This window comes from Bacillus sp. JZ34, assembly GCF_053903205.1.
Genome location: NZ_CP096403.1, coordinates 286,220 through 308,265, shown reverse-complemented (window position 1 = coordinate 308,265; position 22,046 = coordinate 286,220). Strand labels below are relative to the sequence as shown.

The window sequence follows — 22,046 nt, the reverse complement described above, 5'->3', positions numbered from 1 at the left end:
GCAGTTTAATGGTCACAAAAAATCGCCAAATGATTCCGGACGACAATTTCTAGTTTTAGTCAGGAAACTGTTTCTTTTGACCTGATTTGCGCTTTTAACTATAGACAAAATGAATAATATCTATTCTGTATATGTATTTTACCTATACTTAAAACTCATGTACACTCATGTTTAGAAAGGGGGATAATGACATGAAAACATTCATTAAAGGATTAGGTCAGGTCGCTCTTTTGTTTTTATTCGCGCGTTTCATGAATCTGATTGCCGAGGTTCTTCATATAAACATTCCCGGCAGCATTCTCGGGATTATCGTCATTTTTGCGCTTCTTCATTTCAAAATCATTAAGCTGGAATGGATTGAAATCGGCGCCTTGTGGCTTCTCGCGGAGCTGCTTTTGTTCTTTGTCCCTTCAGCCGTCGGGATTATGAACTACGGAGATATTCTGGCTGAATTCGGCACAAGCATTATACTCGTTGTCCTCATCAGTACATTCGTCGTCATGGTGTCGACCGGAATGCTGACTCAATTGATTGCCAAAAGAAAGGAAAGGAAAAAAACATGCTCATCGGATGCTTAAGCCTGATCGCAACAGTGTTAATTTATCTGGGCGCAAAAGCGGTGTATTCACGCCATCCAAAGGTATATGCGTCACCTTTATTGGTCACGCCGGTGATACTTGTCGGCCTGCTGCTTTTCATCAATGTGCCCTTTGAAGCGTACAATGCGGGCGGTCGCTTGTTGACAGACATGCTCCAGCCGGCAACCGTGGCTTTTGCGATTCCGTTGTACAAATACTTTCCAGTCTTGAAAAAATACGCGGTTGAGATCATTATCAACGTGACTGTAGGCTGCTGTATCGCGATCCTGTCAACAGCGTTTATCGCAAAACTTTTCAAGCTGAATGAAGACCTGATTGAGAGCCTCGTTCCCAGATCGGTCACAACGCCAATTGCAATGAGCGTTTCTGAAATGATCGGCGGAATGCCCGCGGTGACCGCTGTTTTTGTTATATTGACCGCCCTGTCCGGGTCAGTGATCGGACCGATGGTCATTCGCTACTTCCGGATTGATAATGAAATTGCAAGGGGCGTGCTGCTTGGCACAAGCGCCCACGGCGCAGGTACGTCAAAAGCATTTGAGCTCAGCTCCGTGTCCGGAACGATTTCAAGCGTATCGATGATCCTGGCTGCGATCATCACGCTTTGCGCAGCGCCGTTTCTCATTTCCCTTATTGCAGTGTCGTAGTTGAAAAATAAAAAACCAAATTGGGGAAGTTTTTTCCGCCAATTTGGTTTTTTTCATTTAGACATCGAGCAGCACATCAGCAATACTATAAAAGAAATACACCGAAATCCCAACCGAAAAGTGTGAAATTTCCCCGATCCATCCGCCGCCATTTCCGAAAAAATTCATCGCTTTTTTCTTTGAAAAATGTCCACAGAAATCCCGTGAAAGCCCCTGTGAGAAAAGCGGCCGTCAACAATACGTTGACAAAGACCATCACCCTATTCTCAACCTTTCAGCTGTTCAACCGCCGTCTCAAATTCCTTTTCAATCTCTACGGACGGCTTCTTTGTCATCAGGCTGACGACGATGATCACGACTGTACAAACAATAAATCCGGGAATGATTTCATAAACCGGGTCAAAAGCTTTTACTTGCTCCCACACAATAACAGTCAACGCCCCGGACAGCATCCCTGAAAGCGCGCCCCACTTCGTCATTCGTTTCCAATACAGACTCAGCAGAACGACAGGACCAAAGGCCGCTCCGAAACCTGCCCACGCATAGCCGACAAGATTCAATATCGTTTCATTCGGATGAAGCGCCATCATGAGGGCGATCAGTGAAATCGCGAGGACAGACAGCCTTCCGACAAGAACAAGTTCTTTGTCAGAAGCTCCTTTCCGGACAAACGCTTTATAAAAATCCTCTGTCAGCGCGCTTGAGGTTACAAGAAGCTGTGAAGAAATCGTGCTCATGACAGCTGCTAAAATGGAAGCCAGCAAAAACCCCGTAATCATCGATGGGAACAAAAGGTCTGCCAACTTAATGAATATCGTCTCGGCATTCTTTAACGAAAGATGATTTGCGCTGAAATAGGCGATGCCGACGAGTCCTGTCAGCATCGCGCCGCAAATCGAAAAGATCATCCAGCCCATGCCGATTCTTCTGGCACTCTTCAACTCTTTCACGCTTGAAATCGCCATAAACCTGACAATAATATGAGGCTGTCCAAAGTAGCCGAGCCCCCACGCCAGTAAAGAAACAATACCGATTGCGGTTGTTCCTTGAAACGGACGGAGGAGGTCCGGGTTGACCGCGTTCACTTCCGAAAACGCCGGCGCAATTCCCCCCAATTGGACAAATACGACGATCGGCATTAAGATGAGCGCAATAAACATGATCGTCCCTTGAACAAAATCGGTCCAGCTGACAGCCAGAAAGCCCCCGAAGAGCGTATAAAGAATGACAACCCCGGCCGTCAGCCAGATGCCGATCCGATAATCAAGGTGGAATGCGGTTCTGAACAGCTCTCCGCCCGCCACCATTCCGGATGATGTATAAAAAGTGAAAAATACTAAAATAACGAAAGCCGACGTCACCCGTAACAGCCTTGAACCGTCTTTAAAACGGTTTTCGAAATAATCGGGTATGGTAATGCTGTTGCCGGCCGTTTCCGTATACGTTCTCAGCCTCGGCGCAACATACACCCAGTTCAAATACGCGCCGATTGTCAGACCGACAACGATCCAGCCGCTGCTCAATCCGTTCAGAAACATCGCACCAGGCAGCCCCATTAATAGCCAGCCGCTCATATCGGAAGCACCTGCGCTTAACGCGGTGACGGCGGGGCCCAGATTTCTTCCGCCAAGCATGTAGTCGGTCAAATTTGAAGTTCTTCGATATGCAAAATATCCGATAAAAAGCATTCCTGCCATATAAATACCTATCGATATTAAAATTCCGTAATCCATAACTTCCCCCTGCCTGAGTTTTTCGCGTAATATCAATATACATGAATAATTGATCGACAGGTATTGTTTTTATCGCAAAATTTTCCCCCGCCCTTAACATTAACGGCGGCGGATCCGCAAAAAGACAACTTTTAAATAATCGCCTTCAGGATAGCTTTTCACCGTTTTGAAATCTTCGGGAAGCGAATGCTCCTCAAGCACTGTAAAGCGCGTCCCTGTTTCTTTGCATGCCGCTTCGATAAAGCCTTTGAATTTTTTCATCCCAAAAGCGCTGCTGTTCGTCGAAGCGACGATCACACCTTGATCTTTAGTGATTCGAATCGCGTCTTTCAACAGATTTTTATAATCCTTTGCCGCGCTGAATGTATGCTTTTTTGTTCTCGCAAATGAAGGTGGATCAAGGATGACGAGGTCAAAGGCGAGTTCTTTTTTGGCCGCGTATTGAAAATATTTAAAAACGTCCATGACTTTAATATCATGAGCTTCATAATCCAGCCCGTTCACGCTGAATTGTTCGATCGTCCTGCTTAAACTGCGGTTTGCAACATCAACGCTCGTTGTTTTTTCAGCGCCTCCAAGCGCCGCCGCCACAGAAAATGCACCTGTATATGAGAAGGTGTTGAGCACGGTTTTTCCTTCCGCATACCGGTCCCTAACCGCCTTGCGGACATGGCGCTGATCGAGAAAAACGCCTGTCATCGCACCGTCATTGAGGTAAACGGCAAAATGTATGCCGTTCTCTTTCACAATGATCGGAAATTCCCCTCTCTCTCCTCTGACAAAGTCGTCATCTTCTACATACTGCCCGGCCGTATTAAACCGTTTTTTCTCATATACGGCTTTATAGTCTGTCAATTCATCGAGGGCTTCCATAATCGCTTCCTTAAACGTATAAATCCCTTTGCTGTACCATTGGAACAAATAGTAGCCGTCATAATAATCAATCGTAAAGCCGCCGATTCCGTCGCCTTCCCCGTTAAACAAACGAAAAGCGGTCGTATCCGGGTCTTGAAAAAGCGATTTTCTGGCCTGAAAGGCGTTCGCCAGCCTGCTTAAAAAGAATGATTGATCAATTGATTCCTCTTCGTTTCGGGTCAGAATCCAGCCGATCCCTTTGTTTTGCTCGCCATAGTAGCCCTTTCCCAAAAACGTGCCGTTTTCATCGGCAACCCTGATCAGCGAACCTTCTTTTATGCCGTTTTCTTGCGAAGAAACAGCTTCTTTTTCAATTAAGGGATAGCCCTTTTTCATTTTTGCAGCGAATGGATGTTTTATTTTTAATGTATGCATTTGATTTCAGTCCTTATTTTAAATTCTTCTCTATCCTACCATAACGCCTGATCAATATTCTTATTCATCATGTAATCGAGATAATTGACAGATGATTCCGACCTTTCTAAAATGATGGAGAAACAAAAGGAGGAATGGCGTAATGGCGCGAATTGACCACGTAGGACTGATGGTGAAAAACATTGATGCTTCGATCGCGTTCTACCAAAATGTGATCGGAATGACGCTGAAAGGCAGAATGACCCATACAAACGGCATCATGAAGCTGGCTTTTTTAGGCTTTGAGAACAGAGACGAGACAGAGCTTGAATTGATCGAGGGATATAACGACAGTCTTCCTCAGGAAGGAAAAGTACATCATTTTGCCGTCTCAACCGATGATATCGAGGCTGAATTCGCCCGCGTAAAAAGCGCCGGCATCAAGCTGATGGAAGACGAGATCACCGTATTGCCAAACGGCTTCCGCTATTTTTTTCTTTTTGGGCCCGAAGGAGAAATAATTGAGTTTTTTCAAAGAACATAACCGGATGCGGCTTTTCGCCGTTTCCAGTCTTTAAGAAACGCGGAAAGCCGGCGGCTGGTTTTCGATAAACCTTTTGATGTTTTGATATGTCACCTCTTCGATGCGCCTAATGCTCTCATACGTAGCGCCGCCGATATGCGCCGTGCATATGACATTGCCGAGACTAGTGATCCGGGCGGCCGGCGGTTCGGTTTCAAAGACGTCCAATGCTGCACCTCTGATCTGTTTTTGTTCAAGCGCTTGAATGAGCGCGCTTTCGTCTACCACTTCTCCGCGGGCAATGTTGACCAGGTACGCGGTTTTCTTCATTTTTGCCAGCTTTTCTTGATTGATCAAATGATAGGTGGCAGGTCTTAATGACGTGTTGATACACACAAAGTCAGATTTTGCCAGGAGATCGTCAAGCTCTGCAAACCGTACATTCAGCCGTTTGGCTGCATTGTAGTCTTTGTATGTGCCGTACGCCAAAACGTTCATATGAAACCCGGAAGCCCGTCTTGCAACCTTTTTGCCAATTTCCCCAAAACCGATAAGCCCCAGCGTTTTTCCATCGAGCTCATAGCCCATCTCGGATTGCCACAAACCGGCTTTGACTGCGGCGTTTGACTGCGGGATCGAACGGGCGCCAGACAGCAGAAGGCCGAATGCCAAATCGGCGACTGCCGAGGCGTTTTGGCCGGGTGCATTCGTGACGAGGATTCCTTTTTCGCTTGCATATTCTACATCAATATTGTCGATTCCCGCACCGAATTTCATGATATATCTTAGTTCCGGGGCGGCGTCGATCAGCTCCCGGTCCACTTTTTCAACGCCGGCGATATAAATATGAACATCCTTGATATGAGTCAGTAAATCCTGTCTCGTCAACCGATTGGAATCCAAAAATGCAAATTCGGCGCCGAGCCGTTCGACCCTTTCCTTCAACAGCGGCGCTGCGCGGTAAAACAGTCCGTTAAGTGTCAACAGCACTTTAACCAAAAGCGCTCCTCCATTCGTCAAAAATTTTTGCAGCCAAGAAAAATGCTTGTTTCCAAAAGGAAACAAGCGAATATGGGGATACGTCAGGGTTTGTTATCATTATATCGATTCATCCTGCGATTTAAAATGAGATTGGCATGTTAGCTGACATGGTTTTTAGACAATTTGGCCGGCTGGTTAAAGGCTGTCGACTGCAAATACTTAAAATATTGACGGGCGTACGGGTGTGAGGTGTTTGAATTCCAAGGCTTGTTTCCGCCGCAGAAATGAACGATTGCCGGGTTTGCCCTTGTTTCCATATAGCGCTTTTGATCGATGAGGGAAGCCGGCGTTTTTTCTTTTAAAATAATGTGTGTTTGGGCGTTCCACCTCGGATGAAGTTCGAGCCACTGATCATAAAGAATCGCATTCAACGCGTCTTGGTCATGAAACATAAACATGTCTTCATCGTTGTTATTGATGAAGTCGATGACTTTTTTCGAAATGTTGTTTTTTCTCCAGGCTTCCATATCGATGATCATGATACCTGAGTTAAAATATTTTGCTTCGTCGCTGATGTTCATCTTTTTCAGCCGTTCATGCTGGCCTGCATCTTCTACTGCCGCTGCGAAATAAGGTGAAATGTCCTTGTCCCACAACTTCGATATATCCTCTAACACTAAGGCGTCGCAATCGACATAGATCATTCGTTTGACGGATTCGTCATCAATCAGATCGGGGATGGAAATCCGATAGTATGCCGCTTTTGTAATATGGCTGCTTTCGACCGCACGGTCATACTGGCTTTTTTCTACATTCAGAAATGTAATAGGGGCTCCGAATTGAAGGGTCGTCTCTTCCAGACGCTTTTTATTTTCCGGTTCAATCCCTCCGTCGATGACATACAGTTTCACATCGCGCGTCTGATCCATATTCGTCAGCAATGATGCGAACATCACGCTTAAATGCTGTGCGTAGTTATTGTCTGTACATGAAATAATATGCATGGTTCGGTCGCTTTTCATATGTCTTCCATCTCCTTTTCTTTTTTTGTTCTATTCCCTTTTTTTAAAAGATAAACACCGTCGATAGGCTGAAAAAAAAGGATCATGCAAGATCCTCTGATTGTATGGCGTCTATTTCACTATCTTTTGGCAAAAAGCTTCTTTGAATAAAAGTAAGGGTAGCCAATAATGATGATTGGAGCTGCTAATGTAAGGAGCATCCATGAGCCTGAGTGAATGTCTCTAATGACTCCAATGAATATACAAGTACCGATGAGAAAATATAATAAAGCACCTAAAAACCAATACATATTCATTCCCCTTTTTCTTTACACATGTTCTTGGATTGACTATTTTTGTTTATATGTTTGTCTGTTTTTTCGTTCGTATTGCTTAATCGATCAGGGCACTGATTTTTTGACACTTTCTCAGTTCTGATTCCTTTTCTTTTTAATGATAAAATTGTGAGATCAATCGATTTCAATGTTGATCATTCCTTTAATAAATAGTGAGTTCCTCATGATTTTAAATGTAAATTTGAAAAGATAAAACGTACATAAAGGCAGAACGCTTATGTACGTTTGGGCAATGATCATATGTTTGGGAACATCTAATGGTTCACTGCACCTCGGTATTGTTGTGTTCTTTCTCTTCCTATAAAATGATTGGATAAATGTATGTTCACTTTCAATAAATTTCATGAATCTCTGTTCGGTTAAACTGTTAAAGGAAGTGGATGAGGTTTGAATCCTTTTAAAGAAAAGCATTACTCACATGATAGACGGGCATTAAATATGCTTGCGCTCAGAGTGCCGGGCCTGGCTTTTATTCTCATGATCTATGTAGCCTCTGTCGTGCTGCAATTTATTATTGGGAGCTGGTCCATTTTATTGCTTAACGTGTTTACAGTATTGACCGCCATTTTTGCTTTGCTGCATTGGCATTCATATCGCTGGGTTAAGAAAAGGGTCATTCTATATTTTGTGCTGCAAGGTTTGATCACTTTTACACTGGCTAATATCATGACTGGCTTCTTAGTGCTGGTCATCATCGGCCTTTATGCATTTTTGATTGGACAGATTGCAGGAATAGCAGACAGAAGAAGGACTTTCCTCATACTGTATTTACTGCTTCTGCTGTCAATCAATGCAACACATCAGATTCACAAAGGTGATTATTTGCATTTTCTTGTCATTGCCGTACCTATTATGATCGTGATTATTACTTATGCCGCTACATTATTTGCCCAAGTCGATGAAAAGATAAAAGCTCAGCTGACTCTTGAACGGCTGGAGCTGGCTCATCAGCAGGTCGAACAGCTGACGCTGCAAAACGAAAGGCAGCGTATGGCCCGGGACTTACACGATACGCTTGCTCAAGGGCTGGTCAGTTTAAATATGCAGCTCGATGCTATTCATGTTCATCTCGCCAAAGGCAACACAGAGAGAGCAATAGAAATCATTCAACAATCAATGAAAAGAGTGAGAGGTACATTGGCCGACGCGCGTTCAGCGATTGACGATCTGCGCAGCAAAGCAGAGGAAATCGGTTTTCTAAAAGAAAGAATTACCTCACTAATGGATCATTTTCAAGAGTCGACAGGCATGGGTGGTTTTTTAGACTACCGATTACATCAGATATTAGACGTTCGTACAGCTGAAAACTGTTATTACATCATTGGAGAATGCATAACGAATGCAGCAAAGCACGCTGAAGCAGAAACGATATCGGTATCCATTTGGGATGATGATAAGGGGAGGCTCCATTTAACTGTCAAGGACAATGGCAAAGGATTTGATGTTGAAAAGAGCAAGAAAAAGAGAGGACATTACGGGCTTCTCGGCATAGAAGAACGCGTCAGAGCCATGAAAGGCCAATTTAATATAAAGAGTACAAAATCAAAAGGAACACAAATTGAGATCACAGTACCAATTCAGGGAGAGATGCAAGATGAATAAGGTTTTAATCGTTGATGACCATCTTGTCGTGAGGGAAGGTCTGAAGCTTTTAATTGAAACGAATGATCATTACACCATCATAGGAGAGGCCGAAAATGGCAAAGCGGCAGTCCGTCTTGCAGATGAATTAAAACCGGATATCATTCTCATGGATTTGTATATGCCGGAGATGAGCGGGTTAGAAGCCATTAAACAAATAAAAGAAAATCATGACATCCCTATCATTATTTTGACTACTTATAATGAAGATCACTTAATGATCGAAGGAATTGAATTAGGGGCGAAAGGATATCTATTGAAGGATACGAGTTCAGAAACCCTTTTTCATACAATGGATGCAGCAATAAGAGGAAACGTGCTGTTGCAGCCTGAAATCTTAAAACGTCTGCAAGAAATCCAATTGGAGCGGATGAAAAAACAGAGCAGTGATACGCAGCTGACAGAAAAGGAAGTCATTGTTCTAAAAGCAATTGCTAAAGGTCTTAAAAGCAAAGCGATCGCCTTTGATTTGGGCGTCTCTGAGAGAACAGTAAAGTCCAGGTTAACGTCCATTTACAATAAATTAGGCGCGAATTCAAGAACTGAAGCCGTAACGATTGCCATGCAAAGAGGCATTCTGACATTAGACAAATAACATCAAATTTGAAATTTGCCCAAACGTACATACCCGAATGTACGTTTTTTTTATTTCATTGTCCACTACAATGAGGAGGAATATGATCAAGCAATGTGTTGAAAGGAGATTATCATGTCAAAAATGTTATATAAATTAGGAGGATGGGTTGCTCGCCATCGCATAAAAGTTATATGCGCGTGGATCGTTGTGTTAGTTGCTTCGATAGGGCTTGCCATTACGTTAAAACCAAGTTTTTCTGAGGATATGTCCATACCTGACACACCTTCGGAAAAAGCGATGGATGTCATTCAAAAAGAATTTCCTCACGGCCCTGATAAAGGGAGCATACGGGTGATTTTCGGTGCTGAAGATGGAGAGAAACTTACTGCAGAGTCAGCCAAAAAAGCAATAGAAAATACGTTAAAGGAAATCGATAAAGATGGTTCTGTTGACTCGATTGCAAGTCCTTTTGTGACAGGAACAATCGCGAAAGACGGCACAGTTGCCTATGCTGATATCAAGTATAAATCATCAGCAGATGATATAAAGGATTACTCTATCAAACACTTAAAAGACAGTTTGAAAATGGCTGATTATGAGGGACTGCAAGCTGAGCTGAGCGGTGATGTACCGGGAGCCGAGATGGAGATAGGCGGTATCTCTGAAATTGTCGGCATTATCCTGGCCTTTGTAGTGTTAGCCATTACATTCGGCTCTTTATTAATAGCAGGCTTACCGATTTTAACTGCACTGATTGGATTAGGTGTTAGTATTGGACTTGTTTTGATTGGAACACAAGTTTTCGATATTGCTTCCGTCAGTCTTTCATTAGCCGGAATGATTGGCCTTGCTGTTGGGATTGATTATGCTTTATTTATTTTTACGAAGCACCGTCAGTTTCTAGGCGAAGGCATACAAAAGAATGAATCTATTGCCAGAGCTACCGGAACAGCTGGGAGTGCAGTCGTTTTTGCCGGACTTACTGTTATTGTCGCACTTTGCGGATTGACGGTTGTTAACATTCCTTTTATGTCTGCAATGGGGCTGACAGCAGGGCTTAGTGTATTGTTAGCTGTTCTCGCCTCAATCACGCTTGTTCCTGCCGTCTTATCGATAGCGGGGAAACGGATGGTTCCGAAATCAAACAAGAAAAAAGATAAACAAAGCGCTGAAACAAATGTCTGGGGACGCTTTGTCACAAAAAACCCTATCATGCTAAGTGTATGCAGCATTCTCATTTTGCTCGTCATTAGTATTCCATCTATGCATTTGGAACTGGGCTTGCCTGATGCAGGGATGAAAGCGAAGGATAATCCGGAACGCCGGGCATATGACTTGCTTGCCGACGGTTTTGGAGAAGGATTTAATGGTCAATTAACAATCGTAGCGGATGCTACAAGTGTGACAGAAAATAAGGCGGAAGCCTTCACAGATGCAGTGAAAGAAATAAAGGAACTAGACCATGTAGCGAGTGTCACTCCTGCAATGCCTAATAAAGAAGGGAACTTTGCTATCATTACGGTCGTTCCTGAAACAGGTCCAAATGATGTGGCAACGAAGGATTTGGTAAAGGAAGTACGCAGCTTATCAGATAAAAACGGGGTAGATTTGCTCGTTACTGGATCGACTGCCGTGAATATTGACATTTCAGATCGCCTGAATGATGCGATACCGGTGTTTGCTGTGCTCATTGTAGGTTTTGCGTTTGTATTGCTGACAATCGTATTCCGTTCGCTGCTTGTGCCTCTTGTTGCTGTTGCTGGTTTCGTATTGACAATGACTGCCACTCTTGGGATCTGTGTATTTGTTTTACAAGACGGGAATCTCGTCGACTTTTTCAAAATACCAGAAAAAGGGCCGATACTCGCGTTCTTGCCGATTTTATCTATTGGAATTCTGTTTGGATTAGCCATGGATTATCAAGTATTCCTTGTCAGCAGAATGCGTGAAGAATATGTGAAAACAAAGAATCCAGTACAAGCGATTCAAGCCGGATTAAAACACAGCGGTCCTGTTGTCACCGCAGCCGGCCTGATCATGATCTTCGTTTTTGCAGGATTTATCTTTGCTGGAGAAGCTTCTATTAAAGCCAACGGGTTGGCTCTTTCCTTTGGTGTGCTCTTTGATGCCTTTATTGTAAGAATGACACTGATTCCAAGTGTCATGAAACTGATGGGGAATGCAGCCTGGTATTTGCCAAAATGGCTGGACAAGATTATTCCGAATGTGGACATAGAAGGGCATCAACTCACGAAGGAAATACAGCCAGAAATAGATTATGAACAAAAGAAACAAATCAGTATGTAATAGAAAGCAGATCTTTTACGAGATCTGCTTTTTTCTTCATATTCCTGATCACGGTGTGAATGATTAGTTAAAAAGGAGACACTCATGGCGCATCACTCATTTTGATTTTTTAAAGTCTCTTGGCCAATGAAATACGGCCGAACCTATTCAGAAATACAGGAATCATGCAAGATCCTTTTTTTCTTTCACCTTCCTGGCGATCCAAAACGGCAGATAGAGAAGATAGAAGAAGACGATCGTGACCGCTTCCGCTGATAAAAGATACCATGGCCACGGCCCGAGCACGTCTAACAGCGAAGCTCCGCCGCCCGGCTTTTTCATCATGTACATATAGTTCGACTTCAGCAAACGGTTGATTAAAAAGATGAATGCCCCATAAATATTGACGAGAAGAAACGTGACCCAGAGAGAGCGCACGGTCGGCTTATACTTCTCGGCTGCAATCATCAGAAGGCAGGCCAGTACGACGATTCCGTGGGAAATGAAAAATTCAAAAAAGCGGAAATGAGGAAAGCCGTACCTTCCCAAGTCAGGCGTCAGAATCGCTTGCAAAGCGCTCCCCAAACCGGCAAAATAAAGAAATTTAAACAAGGTGAGATTTTTCGTCAATAACAGAATGATGACAAGATAAACCGAAAGGTCGCTGAGGTGAAGCGGCAAACAATAACGCGGCGTCCAGGAATTTACATAGATAAACCAGGAGTGGTAGCTGATTTCAGAAATCAATAAAACCGCCACAAACGCATAGCGAAGCATCCGGTTCCACCGCGGTTTTTGCAGCGTCTTGCGAAAGACGAACAAACAAACACCGAGCGCTGCAAGCACCAGCAAAGTCAGTATATGAGATGTTGAAAAAAATTGAAACGAGCCGAGCTGATAATCTTTTTGAAAATATGTTTTCATCTTAAGCACCTGTCATCAAAATATTTTAACGTTATTTTGTGACAAACCATGATCTATTATTCAAAAAGGCCGCCGAATGTCCGGCAGCCGGGTGTCACATAGAAATAGAATCGTTTTCTTTTACATTATCATTGACCTGAATCCGTTCAACCTTTCCGACAAGAAAGATGTAGGAAAGGGCTCCCAGAAGGGCAAGGGTGCCGATAAAGACGAGGGCGGGCGCAAAGCTTCCCCCGTTTGCGAGAAAGCCGATGACAATCGGAACGATAACGGAGGCGAGGCTGCCGACAAAATTAAATACTCCGCCGGTCAGTCCGATCAAATGCTTAGGCGCTAAAGACGATACAAGCACCCATGTAATGGAGGCCAGACCGTTTCCAAAAAAGGCAAGCGTCATAAATAAAATGATCAGTGATGTCTGATCGACATAATTGGCACCGATAATGGAAATAGACAGGATCAATCCGGTAATAATCGGTGTTTTGCGGGCAACCCCGGCCGATACGCCCCTTTTGATCAGAAAGTCGGACAGGAAGCCGGACAACAGAACACCGATGAACGCCGCAAGAAACGGAAGCGAGGCGAGAAAACCGGATTGGAGAAAATCAAGGCCTCTATATTTTACAAGGTATGTCGGAAACCATGTCAGAAAAAACCATAAAGTCGAATTAACGGCGAACTGTCCAATATATATACCCCACAGCTTGCGATGAGCGGTCACTTGTTTAAAATGCTTCCAATTAAATGCCGATTTTTCCTTTTCGGAAGTCCGGCCGCGGCGGACGATCCCCCCGCCTTTTTCTATATGATCAAGTTCAGCCTTGTTTACCTTTGGATGACGGTCGGGATCTCGGTAAAAAGTATACCAGATAAGGCCCCAGATGATGCCGATCACCCCAGTTACGATGAACAGGCCGCGCCAGCCGACGACATGCTGGATGGCGCTGAGCGCCGGCGTTAAAAACGCAAGGCCGGCAAATTGCCCCGACGTATAAAACGCAATGGCTGAAGCCCTTTCCTGTTCAGGGAACCATGAAGTCACCACCCGGTTATTGGTCGGAAAAGCCGGCGCTTCAAACGCCCCCGTCGCAAGACGCAACCCGAATAGAGAACCGAAGCCGCGGACAAACCCCTGAAGCAATGTTGCGAGCGACCAAGTAACCAAGGTAAAACCGTAGACAAGCCTCGGGCCAAACCGATCGACAAGCCCGCCTCCCGGTATTTGCAGGGCGCAGTATGCCCAGCCGAAAGCGGAAAAAATCAAACCCAGTTGAACGGCAGACATGTTTAAATCGTCTCCAATTGCAGAAGCTGCGACTGAGATATTGCTTCGATCCATATAATTGATCACGACACATACAAAAATAAACAGCAGTACCCGCACTCTAACCTTTGTCGGCTTCTCTTTTACAGCAGCTTGTTTCATGACAGGCCCTCTCCTTTTATTTGTTTGTAATGACGGACATCTTTTGAAAACGGTATCATTTTTACCATTCAGCTATGCTTCCGTCCTTGTGCCGCCATACCGGATTGCGCCAGTTATGCCCGATATCAGCCATTTTCCGGACATGATCTTCATTGATGTCCACCCCAAGGCCCGGGCCATCCGGAATCCGGACATAGCCGTCTTCATAGAAAAACACCTTTTGATCCACGATATAATCAAGCAAATCCGTGCCTTTGTTGTAATGGATTCCTAAGCTTTGTTCCTGTATAAATGCATTGTGGCACGTTGCATCAACCTGAAGGCAGGCCGCCAGAGCGATCGGGCCCAGCGGACAGTGAGGAGCGGCGGCGACATCAAATGCTTCCGCCATCGACAGGATCTTTTTGCATTCGGTAATTCCGCCGGCGTGTGACAAGTCAGGCTGAATAATATCGACATAGCCGTCAGTCAGCAGATCTTTAAACTGCCACTTTGAAAACATTCGTTCTCCGGTCGCAATCGGAATTGAGACGAGGCTGGCGATATCGCGTAGCGCCTCGTTGTTTTCCGGCAGAACAGGCTCTTCTATAAACATCGGGCGAAACGGTTCAAGCTCTTTTGCCAAAATCTTCGCCATCGGCTTGTGCACCCTGCCGTGAAAGTCGATGCCGATTCCAATGTACGGGCCGACAGCTTCTCTGACGGCTGATATTCTTTCAATCACCTGATCGATTTTTTCATGTGAATCAATGTATTGCAGCTCTTCCGTGCCGTTCATTTTGACGGCTGTAAAGCCTTGGTCAACCACCTCCTTGGCAGCGAGGCCGACGTCTTGAGGCCTGTCTCCGCCAATCCAGGAATAGACCTTGATCGATTCCCTGCTCTTCCCTCCGAGCAGCTGATGCACGGGCGCATTGTAAAACTTGCCCTTAATGTCCCAAAGCGCTTGATCGATTCCTGCAATCGCGCTCATCAGAATGGGTCCGCCCCGATAAAATCCGCCTCTGTACATGACATTCCAGTGGTCTTCAATGTTCATCGGGTCTTTGCCGATTAAATATTCCATTAACTCGCCGACAGCCGCCTTAACTGTCGCCGCCTTTCCCTCGATTACCGGCTCTCCCCACCCTGTAATGCCTTCATCCGTTTCGATTTTTAAGAAAAGCCAGCGCGGTGGAATTTGGAAACACTCGAATCCCGTTATTTTCATCTCTGATCTCCCCTTTTACTGTTTTGCTGCTTCAACAAATTGCTTTGCTTTTTTGGACAGCTCTTCTAAAAACGCGTCATTCACATCTTGATGAGCCCTCACAAGTGAACCGCCGATTCCAGCACCGACCGCACCGGCCTGTAAAAACTCGTGAAGGTTTTCCAACCCTACCCCTCCCGTCGGAAGCAGCGGAATATGCGGAAGCGGTCCGTGGATATCTTTGATATAGCCAGGCCCCATCGTTCCGGGAAATACTTTGATGATGTCTCCACCGCTTTCATACGCCGTCAATATTTCCGTCGGGGTAAAGGCGCCCGGAATGCTGATCGCTCCATATCGCTTTGTCAGCTTGATCGTCTCTTCATGAACAGTTGGCGACAGGATAAACCGCGCGCCGGCTAAAAGCGCCGCTCTCGCAGATTCGGGATCAAGAACGGTTCCCGCTCCGATAAGCATTTCGTCTCCAACATCTTCTGAAACCGCTTCAATCGCTTTGATCGCTTGAGGGGAATTAAGCGTAATTTCCACAAGCCTGATGCCGCCCGCTTTTAAGGCGCCGGCAATGCTCACTGCCTCCTCCGGATTGTATCCGCGGATGATCGCAATCACTTTTTGTTCTTTGATTTGTGACAATACATGCATTTCTGCCACCCTTTCTTTACGGTTTTTTATCGGCTGACATCTTCTTCATCAGATTGTTCCATAAACGCAAACAGTGAATCGCTGTCAGGCAGCCCTTCAATATCACCGTTTACCGCAGCTACCATGGCGCCGACGGCACAGCCGCGTTTGACAGCTTCAGAAAGCGGAATATGATCAATCAAACCCGATAATACACCGGCTGCAAAGCCGTCTCCGGCACCCACGGGGTCCGCTGCAGTCTGAATCTGATAGCCTTCCGCATAGCCGTTTTCATTCCCGCTGGAATAATAGGCGCCTTTTGCACCAAGCTTGACGATGGCGGTTTCAGCCCCGTGCCCGCGGATGGCTTCCGCTATTTTTTTCTCATCAGCGGTGCCGAACAAAAAACGCCCTTCGCTCAAGCCGGGAAGCACGATATCAGACTGTTTGATCAAATCAAACATCGTCTGCCGCGCCCGCTCTCCGTCCCAGAGCTTTTTTCGAAAATTCGGATCAAATACAACGCATTTATTGTGCTTTTTGGCGAGCTCCACTGCATAAAACACTGCATCTGAAGCGCTTTCACTTAAAGCCGGGGTAATTCCCGTAATGTATAAAAACCCCGCTTTCTCAATGTATGGCTCATCAATATCGCTTTTTTTCAAAAAACTCGCCGCTGAAAGCGTCCTGTAATAGAAGACATTGACTTTGGCCGCGCTTTTCTTTTCTTTAAAAAACAAACCGGTCGGCGCCGTGTCATCGAGCTTCACTTGGCTGACATCGACTCCTTCTCCTCTGACAGCAGAAAGAATCATCGCCCCGAACTCGTCTTTTCCAAGCCGGGTAATCCAGCCGGCTTTTTTCCCGAGCTTCGAAAGTCCGATCAGCGTGTTGGTTTCTGCGCCCGCTATTCTCACCTGATAGTTTCTTGCGTATCTGAGAGGGCCGTCTTCATTCGGAGTGAACAGCGCCATTGTCTCTCCTATGCTAATAACATCCATCAGAACTTTCCCCCTTTGCTAAAGCGGCTTTTTAAATCCGCCAATGCTTTCTGTAATTTTTCCGGCTGTGTGAAGCAGCTGCTCAACGATAAGCGCCTTTCTTGCGAGCATGCGCTCCTTTGGCCCGGCGGTGCTGATCGCCGCATTCATTACGCCATCCGGACCATAGACAGGAGCCGCCAGACAAAACAAACCTTCTTCATTTTCTTCATTGTCAACGGCATATCCCTGTTCCAAAAATGTCTGCAGCTGCTTTTCCAGCTCATCTCTGGCGGTGATGGTATGCCCGGTAAACCGGATAAATTCCATGCGGTCGAGCAGCCCTTCCCTTTTGTCCTCCGGCATGAATGCCAAAAATGCCTTGCCAAGCCCGGTGCAATATAGCGGCTTGCGCGAACCGGGCTGTGCGGTTGTTCTGATTGACCTGTTGTTATCGATTTTTGCGATGTAGACGAGCTGATCATCGGATAGAACGGCCATAAACACCGTCTCCTGAACGCCGTCCATCAGCTGTTTTAAAAACGGAACACCTTGCGACGAAATGTCGATCGACTCCATGGCAGCGGTTCCAACTTGGATCAGTTTTGCCCCCAGCCTGTAACGCTTGATAGCATCCTGCTGAAGGTATCCTTCATCCAAAAGTGTAGCGGCCAAATTGAATGTACTGCTCTGCGGCAGCGACAATTCTTTGCTGATCTCCTTTACGGTTAATCCATCCGGATGATTTGACAGCAATTCAAATATACGTACAACACGTACCGCGGATTTTACTGACATGACACCCTCCAACATTCACATATGTGATTCAAAATCAGGATCCTGATAATTCGGACGTATTCTAAACAGAAAGAATGCTCACGTCAACCATCCTATTAAACAAAAAAACTTTTTTATCAAACTTCAAATTACTGGTCTATCGAATCATTTATCAGATGCATGCAGGATTCACCCGCTCAGCTGCGAATATCTCTTCTCAGGAAAACAAGACCATCAAGGAGGTTTATGTATGAAGAGAAAAATGATGATGATCGGATTGGCGCTATCCGTAATAGCAGGCGGCGTGTTCGCCGATGGAACGGGAAATGCTGTTCAAGCGGCGCCTCAGGAAACAGCCATCGCAAAAGATGTCGAAAAATTCAGCAAAAAATTCAACGAAAATCGCGCCTATCAAACGATTTACCATTTAAGCGAAACAATCGGACCGCGTGTGACAGGCACGGCGGAAGAAAAAAAGAGCGCCGCTTTCATCGCCTCACAGATGAAAAAATCAAATCTGAAAGTGACCACACAAACCTTCAGCATACCTGATCGGCTGGAAGGAACGCTTACCGTTCAGGGAAATAACGTGCCTTCGCGGCCTGCCGCCGGCTCCGCCCCGACAACAGCAGAAGGCCTGGCAGCTCCTCTCTATGATGCCGGCCTCGGCCTGCCCGGCGACTTCACCGAGGAAGCGAGAGGCAAAATCGCCGTCATTTTAAGAGGCGAGCTGACATTCTATGAAAAAGCAAAAAACGCTGCTGACGCAGGCGCAAGCGGAGTGATCATTTATAATAACGTCGACGGCCTCGTCCCTCTGACTCCGAATCTCAGCGGTAATAAAGTCGATGTTCCGGTAGTCGGCGTCAAAAAGGAAGACGGAGAAAAGCTGCTTTCTGAACAAGAAGCGATCTTGAAGCTGAAGGCTCATAAAAATCAAACATCGCAAAACGTGATCGGCGTCCGCAAAGCAAAAGGTGTCAAAAATCCGGACATCGTGTATGTGACTTCGCATTATGACAGCGTCCCTTATGCTCCCGGAGCCAATGACAATGCCTCCGGCACTTCAGTCGTCCTTGAACTGGCCCGGATCATGAAGACGGTTCCAGCCGACAAAGAAATTCGCTTTATTACATTCGGTGCCGAAGAAATCGGTCTCCTCGGATCGCGCCATTATGTCAGCACCTTGTCAGAGCGGGAAGTCAAACAGAGCGTTGCCAACTTTAACTTAGATATGGTGGCGACAAGCTGGGAAAATGCTTCACAGCTGTACATCAATACACCCGACGGTTCGGCAAACCTCGTCTGGGAGCTAAGTAAAGCCGCTTCTTTAAGCCTTGGGAAAGACGTATTATTTTTACATCAAGGCGGTTCATCCGACCATGTCCCATTCCATGAAGCCGGCATCGACTCGGCCAACTTCATTTGGAGAGAGCCGGGAACAGGTGCATTGGAGCCTTGGTACCACACTCCTTACGACACGATTGAACACATCAGCAAAGACAGGCTGAAAACAGCCGGTCAAATCTCGGGAACAGCCGTGTATAACCTGAGCAAAAAAGAAAACAGAAAACCGTCTTACAGCTCAGTCGCCCAATAATATTAAAAAGGAGCAGATCGAATTGATCTGCTCTTTTTTTTATACCGCTTCTTTTCAATCCTTCATCAGCTTAATAAACCGGAAGCTCATCAAAACGCTGCCGATGGCAACCACAATCATGACCACCCCCAGATCCTGAAAATGACCCGCGGTTATTTCTTCTCCAAACAACAGACCCAGAATGACGGACGAAAAGATCGAGCCAAGATAGCGGCATGTTTGGAAGAGCCCCGAAGTGGTCCCGACGATGTCCGGCGGACTTGCCGTAAACATGGCAGCCTGCAGGGCGACATTGCCGAGTCCGTAGCTGACCCCCAGCAAAGAGAGGATAATGCCTTTCCACAACATCGGTGCATCGACAAAAAACAATGTAAGCAGGATGGCGCCGGCCGCCATTATGCAAGAACCAATGAAAACAGGCTGCGTTTCACCTGAACGGTCAATCCATCTCCCGACGAAAGGTGAAATCAATACGCTCGTCCCGGACATGAACAGCATCAAAAGACCGCTCGCTTGAACGGAAAGGTGCATTTCATCCTGAAAATAACTCGGAAGTCCAAAAAACAAACAGTAGTTAAAGATGTTCAGCATAATAAATTGAGCATAGACCGAAGTTAGCGTCCTGCGCGCGATCAACAGTCTGATATCAATAAACGGGCTGCTCACTCTCAGCTCCCACCAAACAAACATCAAAAGCAAGACAAGCCCGAACATCCCCTCGGCAAAACGGGGCTCGCCCGTGCTCAATGAGAGCAGGAATGCCAGCAGGAGAACGATTCCGCCCGCAAACAGAAGAATCCCGGTCAGATCAAGCCGCTTGATGACGGCGCGGACATTTAAGCCGGCTTTTTTCTCATCTTTCGGAAACATGTACATCCCCAGCAAAAAGCTGAACAAAATAAATGGAAAGTTCACAAGGAAAATGGCGGGCCATCCCCCGAGAACGATTAAAAATCCCCCCACAGTCGGTCCAAAAGCGGTCATAGCCGAAGAAAAAATGGACAGCACACTTAGTGCCGACGCCCGCTTTTCATGAATGTGGCTTCTGATCAGGCCCACTCCCGAAGGATAAATGGCGCCGCTCCCAATCGATTGAAACAAACGCATGATCAGCAAGACGGAAAAAGCCGGTGCGAGAGGAGCGCCGATTGCCGATACGGCAACGAGAACAAGCCCTGACAAAAACATCTTTTTCCGACCGATTAAATCGCCGATTTTTCCCGTGACAGGCTGCGCGACCGCACTGGCTAAATAAAAAGATGAAATCAGCCACGATACGGTTGCAAATGAAAGATGAAACTCATGCTGGATGCTGTGCAGCGCCAAAGAAATCATTGAAGAATTGAGCGGATTCAGCATCGTCCCTGATGCAACGGCTGTTAAAAACAGGGCGCGGTTCTTTTTCAATCCGGCCATTTACTTAGGGTAAAGCAGCCTTTCGCCAGCTCCGTCCGCTTTACCTTCCGCACCCGCATCACGGTCGAAAGCATTGCCGACGGTCCCGTATAAAGCAGCATCAAGCCGTTGCGACTCCCGGTTCATCATCGCTGCCGCTCCGTTTTGCAAACCGCATTCCGCAAGTTTTTCAATATCCGATTTCATTTTTAGACCTCCTCGTGCTCTTATCATTTTCTTGTTTTCTTTTTTCGATTCATGACAGTCATAACCTTTGATACAAAGGAGCGTTCTTCCTCTTTTCTTTTAGTTGAAAAACATATTTGACGAAGCTGGCATAGTGAAAAGTTCACAAAAGAAGAGCGCGAAGGCATCGCCGGGCCATGATTTCCAAAACAAAAAGCGGAAAGAAGTCGAGCGTCTTGCCGGAGATCAGGTGAAAGTGTGGATGAAGAGCGCGCTCGGCAAACTGCAGGGTGAATACCGGACGGACGTCTTGAAATTCTGGAATCGAAAAGCGGAAGGGAAATGGGATGAGATTTTCACCGAATCCGATATTACATATGAGGTTGATATTCAAGGAGTGACAACTTCGGGTCAAGCGGCAGAAAAAAATAGCAGCCGGGCTAAAAAATGCCCGGCTGCTTTTTATTGATCCGCTTTTGTTCGAATATGAAGCATCTTTTCATCCAGATAGTTCGCGATGTCAGCCGCTTCTTTCAGCTCATCCGTGAGCTGGTTCGGCACTTCATTGTTCAATTTGTAGTAGATTTTATGTTCGAGGCTCGCCCAGAAATCCATCGCGATCGTCCTGATTTGAATCTCCACCTTGGCGTGCTCGACGCGGTTGGTCAAGTAAACAGGCACTTCTACAATCAGATGGAGGCTCCTGTATCCGTTCGGCTTCGGATTTTTAATGTAGTCTTTCATGTTTAAAATCTTGATGTCTTCGTGTTCCTTCAGCACTTCAACCATATTGTAAATATCGGATAAAAACGAGCAGACGATTCTGAGACCTGCGATATCATTGATGTGCTCCTTAGCGGCCTTTGTGGTAATATCGCAGCCCTTCCGCACAAGCTTGTTGATCAGGCTTTCAAAGCTTTTTACCCTTGATTTCGTATGCTCAATCGGGTTATGGCCATGGATTAAATTATATTCCTGGCTGATAATCGAAAATTTCGTATCCATTTGATCCAAGGCAAATTTATAGACAAGGAGTTCGTTCTTCCAGTCCTCCATCAGGTTTCTTAAATCTTCTATCTGGGCTTCAGGCAGTCCTATCATCTTATCTATCGCCATATCCATTATATTTTTCTCCTTATGACATCATATCGTTTTTTCAGTTAGTAGACGGGCACATCCACGGTAAAGTTTCGACTTAAATCGCAAGATCAAAAAGTGGTCTGGTTGATCATTTTCCACTTTTATAAATTTATTTCCCTTTCAAAAGTCATAAAACATTCATATTCTGTATTACCACTTTTCGGAGGTGAGAAT

At 45.7% G+C, this 22,046-nt stretch carries 23 protein-coding genes; 8 read left to right on the top strand and 15 right to left on the bottom strand.

The features are described 5' to 3' along the window. The first annotated feature begins 191 nt into the window (after positions 1-191). Positions 192-578, top strand: a complete 387-nt coding sequence (locus M1D90_RS01470) for a CidA/LrgA family holin-like protein (RefSeq protein ID WP_020453376.1) — start codon at positions 192-194, stop codon at positions 576-578. Continuing rightward, complete coding sequence (locus tag M1D90_RS01465) at positions 560-1,246, top strand: CidB/LrgB family autolysis modulator (RefSeq protein WP_023856983.1); 687 nt, start codon at positions 560-562, stop codon at positions 1,244-1,246. The genes M1D90_RS01470 and M1D90_RS01465 overlap by 19 nt, the downstream gene beginning before the upstream one ends. A 266-nt stretch (positions 1,247-1,512) precedes the next feature. Here the strand turns inward: M1D90_RS01465 and putP are convergent, their stop codons facing one another. Together putP and M1D90_RS01455 are read right to left on the bottom strand one after the other, a co-directional pair. Continuing rightward, positions 1,513-2,979, bottom strand: coding sequence for a sodium/proline symporter PutP (gene putP, locus M1D90_RS01460; RefSeq protein ID WP_035337945.1), 1,467 nt, complete (start codon positions 2,977-2,979; stop codon positions 1,513-1,515). 99 nt (positions 2,980-3,078) lie between these two features. Further along, a complete protein-coding gene (locus M1D90_RS01455; RefSeq protein ID WP_023856980.1) occupies positions 3,079-4,269 on the bottom strand; it encodes a class I SAM-dependent rRNA methyltransferase in 1,191 nt (396 codons plus the stop codon). 142 nt (positions 4,270-4,411) lie between these two features. On the opposite strand from M1D90_RS01455, the gene M1D90_RS01450 reads away from it, so the two are divergent. Continuing rightward, entirely contained in the window at positions 4,412-4,792 is a 381-nt protein-coding gene (locus tag M1D90_RS01450; protein WP_144497892.1) for a VOC family protein, read from the top strand. A 30-nt stretch (positions 4,793-4,822) separates the two neighbouring features. Here M1D90_RS01450 and M1D90_RS01445 read toward each other — a convergent pair whose 3' ends face one another. From M1D90_RS01445 to M1D90_RS01430, 4 genes are all read right to left on the bottom strand, one after another. Continuing rightward, on the bottom strand, positions 4,823-5,761 hold the full coding sequence (locus M1D90_RS01445; protein ID WP_234025596.1) for a phosphoglycerate dehydrogenase: 939 nt from the start codon (positions 5,759-5,761) through the stop codon (positions 4,823-4,825). A gap of 149 nt (positions 5,762-5,910) precedes the next feature. After that, positions 5,911-6,774, bottom strand: a complete 864-nt coding sequence (locus tag M1D90_RS01440; RefSeq protein ID WP_101561336.1) for a glycosyltransferase family 8 protein — start codon at positions 6,772-6,774, stop codon at positions 5,911-5,913. Positions 6,775-6,893: 119 nt separating this feature from the next. Continuing rightward, entirely contained in the window at positions 6,894-7,070 is a 177-nt protein-coding gene (locus tag M1D90_RS01435) for a hypothetical protein (RefSeq protein ID WP_095291354.1), read from the bottom strand. Continuing rightward, positions 7,067-7,237 carry a hypothetical protein gene (locus tag M1D90_RS01430; protein WP_105979499.1) on the bottom strand — a complete coding sequence of 57 codons (171 nt, stop codon included), beginning with the start codon at positions 7,235-7,237 and terminating at the stop codon, positions 7,067-7,069. The genes M1D90_RS01435 and M1D90_RS01430 overlap by 4 nt, the downstream gene beginning before the upstream one ends. A gap of 310 nt (positions 7,238-7,547) precedes the next feature. Here M1D90_RS01430 and M1D90_RS01425 point away from each other — a divergent pair, with 310 nt between their 5' ends. The 3 genes from M1D90_RS01425 (at position 7,548) to M1D90_RS01415 (ending at position 11,634) form a co-directional block, all read left to right on the top strand. Beyond that, positions 7,548-8,711 carry a sensor histidine kinase gene (locus M1D90_RS01425; RefSeq protein ID WP_105980583.1) on the top strand — a complete coding sequence of 388 codons (1,164 nt, stop codon included), beginning with the start codon at positions 7,548-7,550 and terminating at the stop codon, positions 8,709-8,711. Next, positions 8,704-9,345 carry a two-component system response regulator YdfI gene (gene ydfI, locus M1D90_RS01420; protein WP_023856973.1) on the top strand — a complete coding sequence of 214 codons (642 nt, stop codon included), beginning with the start codon at positions 8,704-8,706 and terminating at the stop codon, positions 9,343-9,345. The genes M1D90_RS01425 and ydfI overlap by 8 nt, the downstream gene beginning before the upstream one ends. Positions 9,346-9,459: 114 nt before the next feature. Then, positions 9,460-11,634, top strand: a complete 2,175-nt coding sequence (locus tag M1D90_RS01415; protein WP_231005494.1) for an MMPL family transporter — start codon at positions 9,460-9,462, stop codon at positions 11,632-11,634. Positions 11,635-11,796: 162 nt separating this feature from the next. Here M1D90_RS01415 and M1D90_RS01410 read toward each other — a convergent pair whose 3' ends face one another. From M1D90_RS01410 to M1D90_RS01385, 6 genes are all read right to left on the bottom strand, one after another. After that, the gene (locus tag M1D90_RS01410) at positions 11,797-12,537 is read right to left on the bottom strand and encodes a YwaF family protein (protein ID WP_023856971.1); all 741 of its coding nucleotides are present in this window, start codon (positions 12,535-12,537) and stop codon (positions 11,797-11,799) included. Between the two features lie 94 nt (positions 12,538-12,631). Beyond that, the gene (locus tag M1D90_RS01405; protein WP_456283093.1) at positions 12,632-13,963 is read right to left on the bottom strand and encodes an MFS transporter; all 1,332 of its coding nucleotides are present in this window, start codon (positions 13,961-13,963) and stop codon (positions 12,632-12,634) included. Positions 13,964-14,024: 61 nt separating this feature from the next. Then, the gene (gene dgoD / locus M1D90_RS01400) at positions 14,025-15,173 is read right to left on the bottom strand and encodes a galactonate dehydratase (RefSeq protein WP_023856969.1); all 1,149 of its coding nucleotides are present in this window, start codon (positions 15,171-15,173) and stop codon (positions 14,025-14,027) included. A 15-nt stretch (positions 15,174-15,188) separates the two neighbouring features. Beyond that, positions 15,189-15,815, bottom strand: coding sequence for a bifunctional 4-hydroxy-2-oxoglutarate aldolase/2-dehydro-3-deoxy-phosphogluconate aldolase (locus M1D90_RS01395; RefSeq protein WP_023856968.1), 627 nt, complete (start codon positions 15,813-15,815; stop codon positions 15,189-15,191). A gap of 26 nt (positions 15,816-15,841) precedes the next feature. Further along, on the bottom strand, positions 15,842-16,795 hold the full coding sequence (locus tag M1D90_RS01390) for a sugar kinase (RefSeq protein ID WP_023856967.1): 954 nt from the start codon (positions 16,793-16,795) through the stop codon (positions 15,842-15,844). An 18-nt stretch (positions 16,796-16,813) separates the two neighbouring features. Next, positions 16,814-17,572 carry an IclR family transcriptional regulator gene (locus M1D90_RS01385; protein ID WP_023856966.1) on the bottom strand — a complete coding sequence of 253 codons (759 nt, stop codon included), beginning with the start codon at positions 17,570-17,572 and terminating at the stop codon, positions 16,814-16,816. Positions 17,573-17,801: 229 nt separating this feature from the next. Between M1D90_RS01385 and M1D90_RS01380 the strand changes: the two genes are divergently transcribed. Beyond that, on the top strand, positions 17,802-19,151 hold the full coding sequence (locus tag M1D90_RS01380; RefSeq protein WP_025810590.1) for a M28 family peptidase: 1,350 nt from the start codon (positions 17,802-17,804) through the stop codon (positions 19,149-19,151). Between the two features lie 54 nt (positions 19,152-19,205). Here M1D90_RS01380 and M1D90_RS01375 read toward each other — a convergent pair whose 3' ends face one another. Then, on the bottom strand, positions 19,206-20,567 hold the full coding sequence (locus M1D90_RS01375) for an MFS transporter (protein ID WP_023856964.1): 1,362 nt from the start codon (positions 20,565-20,567) through the stop codon (positions 19,206-19,208). Beyond that, positions 20,568-20,753 carry a hypothetical protein gene (locus tag M1D90_RS01370; RefSeq protein ID WP_023856963.1) on the bottom strand — a complete coding sequence of 62 codons (186 nt, stop codon included), beginning with the start codon at positions 20,751-20,753 and terminating at the stop codon, positions 20,568-20,570. Positions 20,754-20,886: 133 nt separating this feature from the next. Here M1D90_RS01370 and M1D90_RS01365 point away from each other — a divergent pair, with 133 nt between their 5' ends. Beyond that, positions 20,887-21,201 (top strand): Ger(x)C family spore germination C-terminal domain-containing protein, encoded by a 315-nt coding sequence (locus M1D90_RS01365; RefSeq protein WP_039073066.1) that lies wholly within the window; start codon positions 20,887-20,889, stop codon positions 21,199-21,201. Here M1D90_RS01365 and M1D90_RS01360 read toward each other — a convergent pair. Beyond that, on the bottom strand, positions 21,195-21,833 hold the full coding sequence (locus M1D90_RS01360; RefSeq protein ID WP_031305127.1) for a GTP pyrophosphokinase: 639 nt from the start codon (positions 21,831-21,833) through the stop codon (positions 21,195-21,197). The two genes, M1D90_RS01365 and M1D90_RS01360, sit on opposite strands and share 7 nt — an antisense overlap. Positions 21,834-22,046: the final 213 nt, after the last annotated feature.

Excerpts from the sequence above, each read along its gene's own strand:
- M1D90_RS01405 (WP_456283093.1), bottom strand. The coding sequence starts at position 13,963 with ATGAAACAAGCTGCTGTAAAAGAGAAGCCGACAAAGGTTAGAGTGCGG.
- M1D90_RS01450 (WP_144497892.1), top strand. The coding sequence starts at position 4,412 with ATGGCGCGAATTGACCACGTAGGACTGATGGTGAAAAACATTGATGCT.
- M1D90_RS01435 (WP_095291354.1), bottom strand. The coding sequence starts at position 7,070 with ATGAATATGTATTGGTTTTTAGGTGCTTTATTATATTTTCTCATCGGT.
- M1D90_RS01390 (WP_023856967.1), bottom strand. The coding sequence starts at position 16,795 with ATGGATGTTATTAGCATAGGAGAGACAATGGCGCTGTTCACTCCGAAT.
- M1D90_RS01360 (WP_031305127.1), bottom strand. The coding sequence starts at position 21,833 with ATGATAGGACTGCCTGAAGCCCAGATAGAAGATTTAAGAAACCTGATG.
- M1D90_RS01385 (WP_023856966.1), bottom strand. The coding sequence starts at position 17,572 with ATGTCAGTAAAATCCGCGGTACGTGTTGTACGTATATTTGAATTGCTG.
- M1D90_RS01395 (WP_023856968.1), bottom strand. The coding sequence starts at position 15,815 with ATGCATGTATTGTCACAAATCAAAGAACAAAAAGTGATTGCGATCATC.
- M1D90_RS01415 (WP_231005494.1), top strand. The coding sequence starts at position 9,460 with ATGTCAAAAATGTTATATAAATTAGGAGGATGGGTTGCTCGCCATCGC.
- putP (WP_035337945.1), bottom strand. The coding sequence starts at position 2,979 with ATGGATTACGGAATTTTAATATCGATAGGTATTTATATGGCAGGAATG.
- M1D90_RS01370 (WP_023856963.1), bottom strand. The coding sequence starts at position 20,753 with ATGAAATCGGATATTGAAAAACTTGCGGAATGCGGTTTGCAAAACGGA.
- M1D90_RS01440 (WP_101561336.1), bottom strand. The coding sequence starts at position 6,774 with ATGAAAAGCGACCGAACCATGCATATTATTTCATGTACAGACAATAAC.
- M1D90_RS01375 (WP_023856964.1), bottom strand. The coding sequence starts at position 20,567 with ATGGCCGGATTGAAAAAGAACCGCGCCCTGTTTTTAACAGCCGTTGCA.
- M1D90_RS01470 (WP_020453376.1), top strand. The coding sequence starts at position 192 with ATGAAAACATTCATTAAAGGATTAGGTCAGGTCGCTCTTTTGTTTTTA.
- M1D90_RS01410 (WP_023856971.1), bottom strand. The coding sequence starts at position 12,537 with ATGAAAACATATTTTCAAAAAGATTATCAGCTCGGCTCGTTTCAATTT.
- M1D90_RS01455 (WP_023856980.1), bottom strand. The coding sequence starts at position 4,269 with ATGCATACATTAAAAATAAAACATCCATTCGCTGCAAAAATGAAAAAG.
- M1D90_RS01465 (WP_023856983.1), top strand. The coding sequence starts at position 560 with ATGCTCATCGGATGCTTAAGCCTGATCGCAACAGTGTTAATTTATCTG.
- M1D90_RS01380 (WP_025810590.1), top strand. The coding sequence starts at position 17,802 with ATGAAGAGAAAAATGATGATGATCGGATTGGCGCTATCCGTAATAGCA.
- ydfI (WP_023856973.1), top strand. The coding sequence starts at position 8,704 with ATGAATAAGGTTTTAATCGTTGATGACCATCTTGTCGTGAGGGAAGGT.
- dgoD (WP_023856969.1), bottom strand. The coding sequence starts at position 15,173 with ATGAAAATAACGGGATTCGAGTGTTTCCAAATTCCACCGCGCTGGCTT.
- M1D90_RS01425 (WP_105980583.1), top strand. The coding sequence starts at position 7,548 with ATGCTTGCGCTCAGAGTGCCGGGCCTGGCTTTTATTCTCATGATCTAT.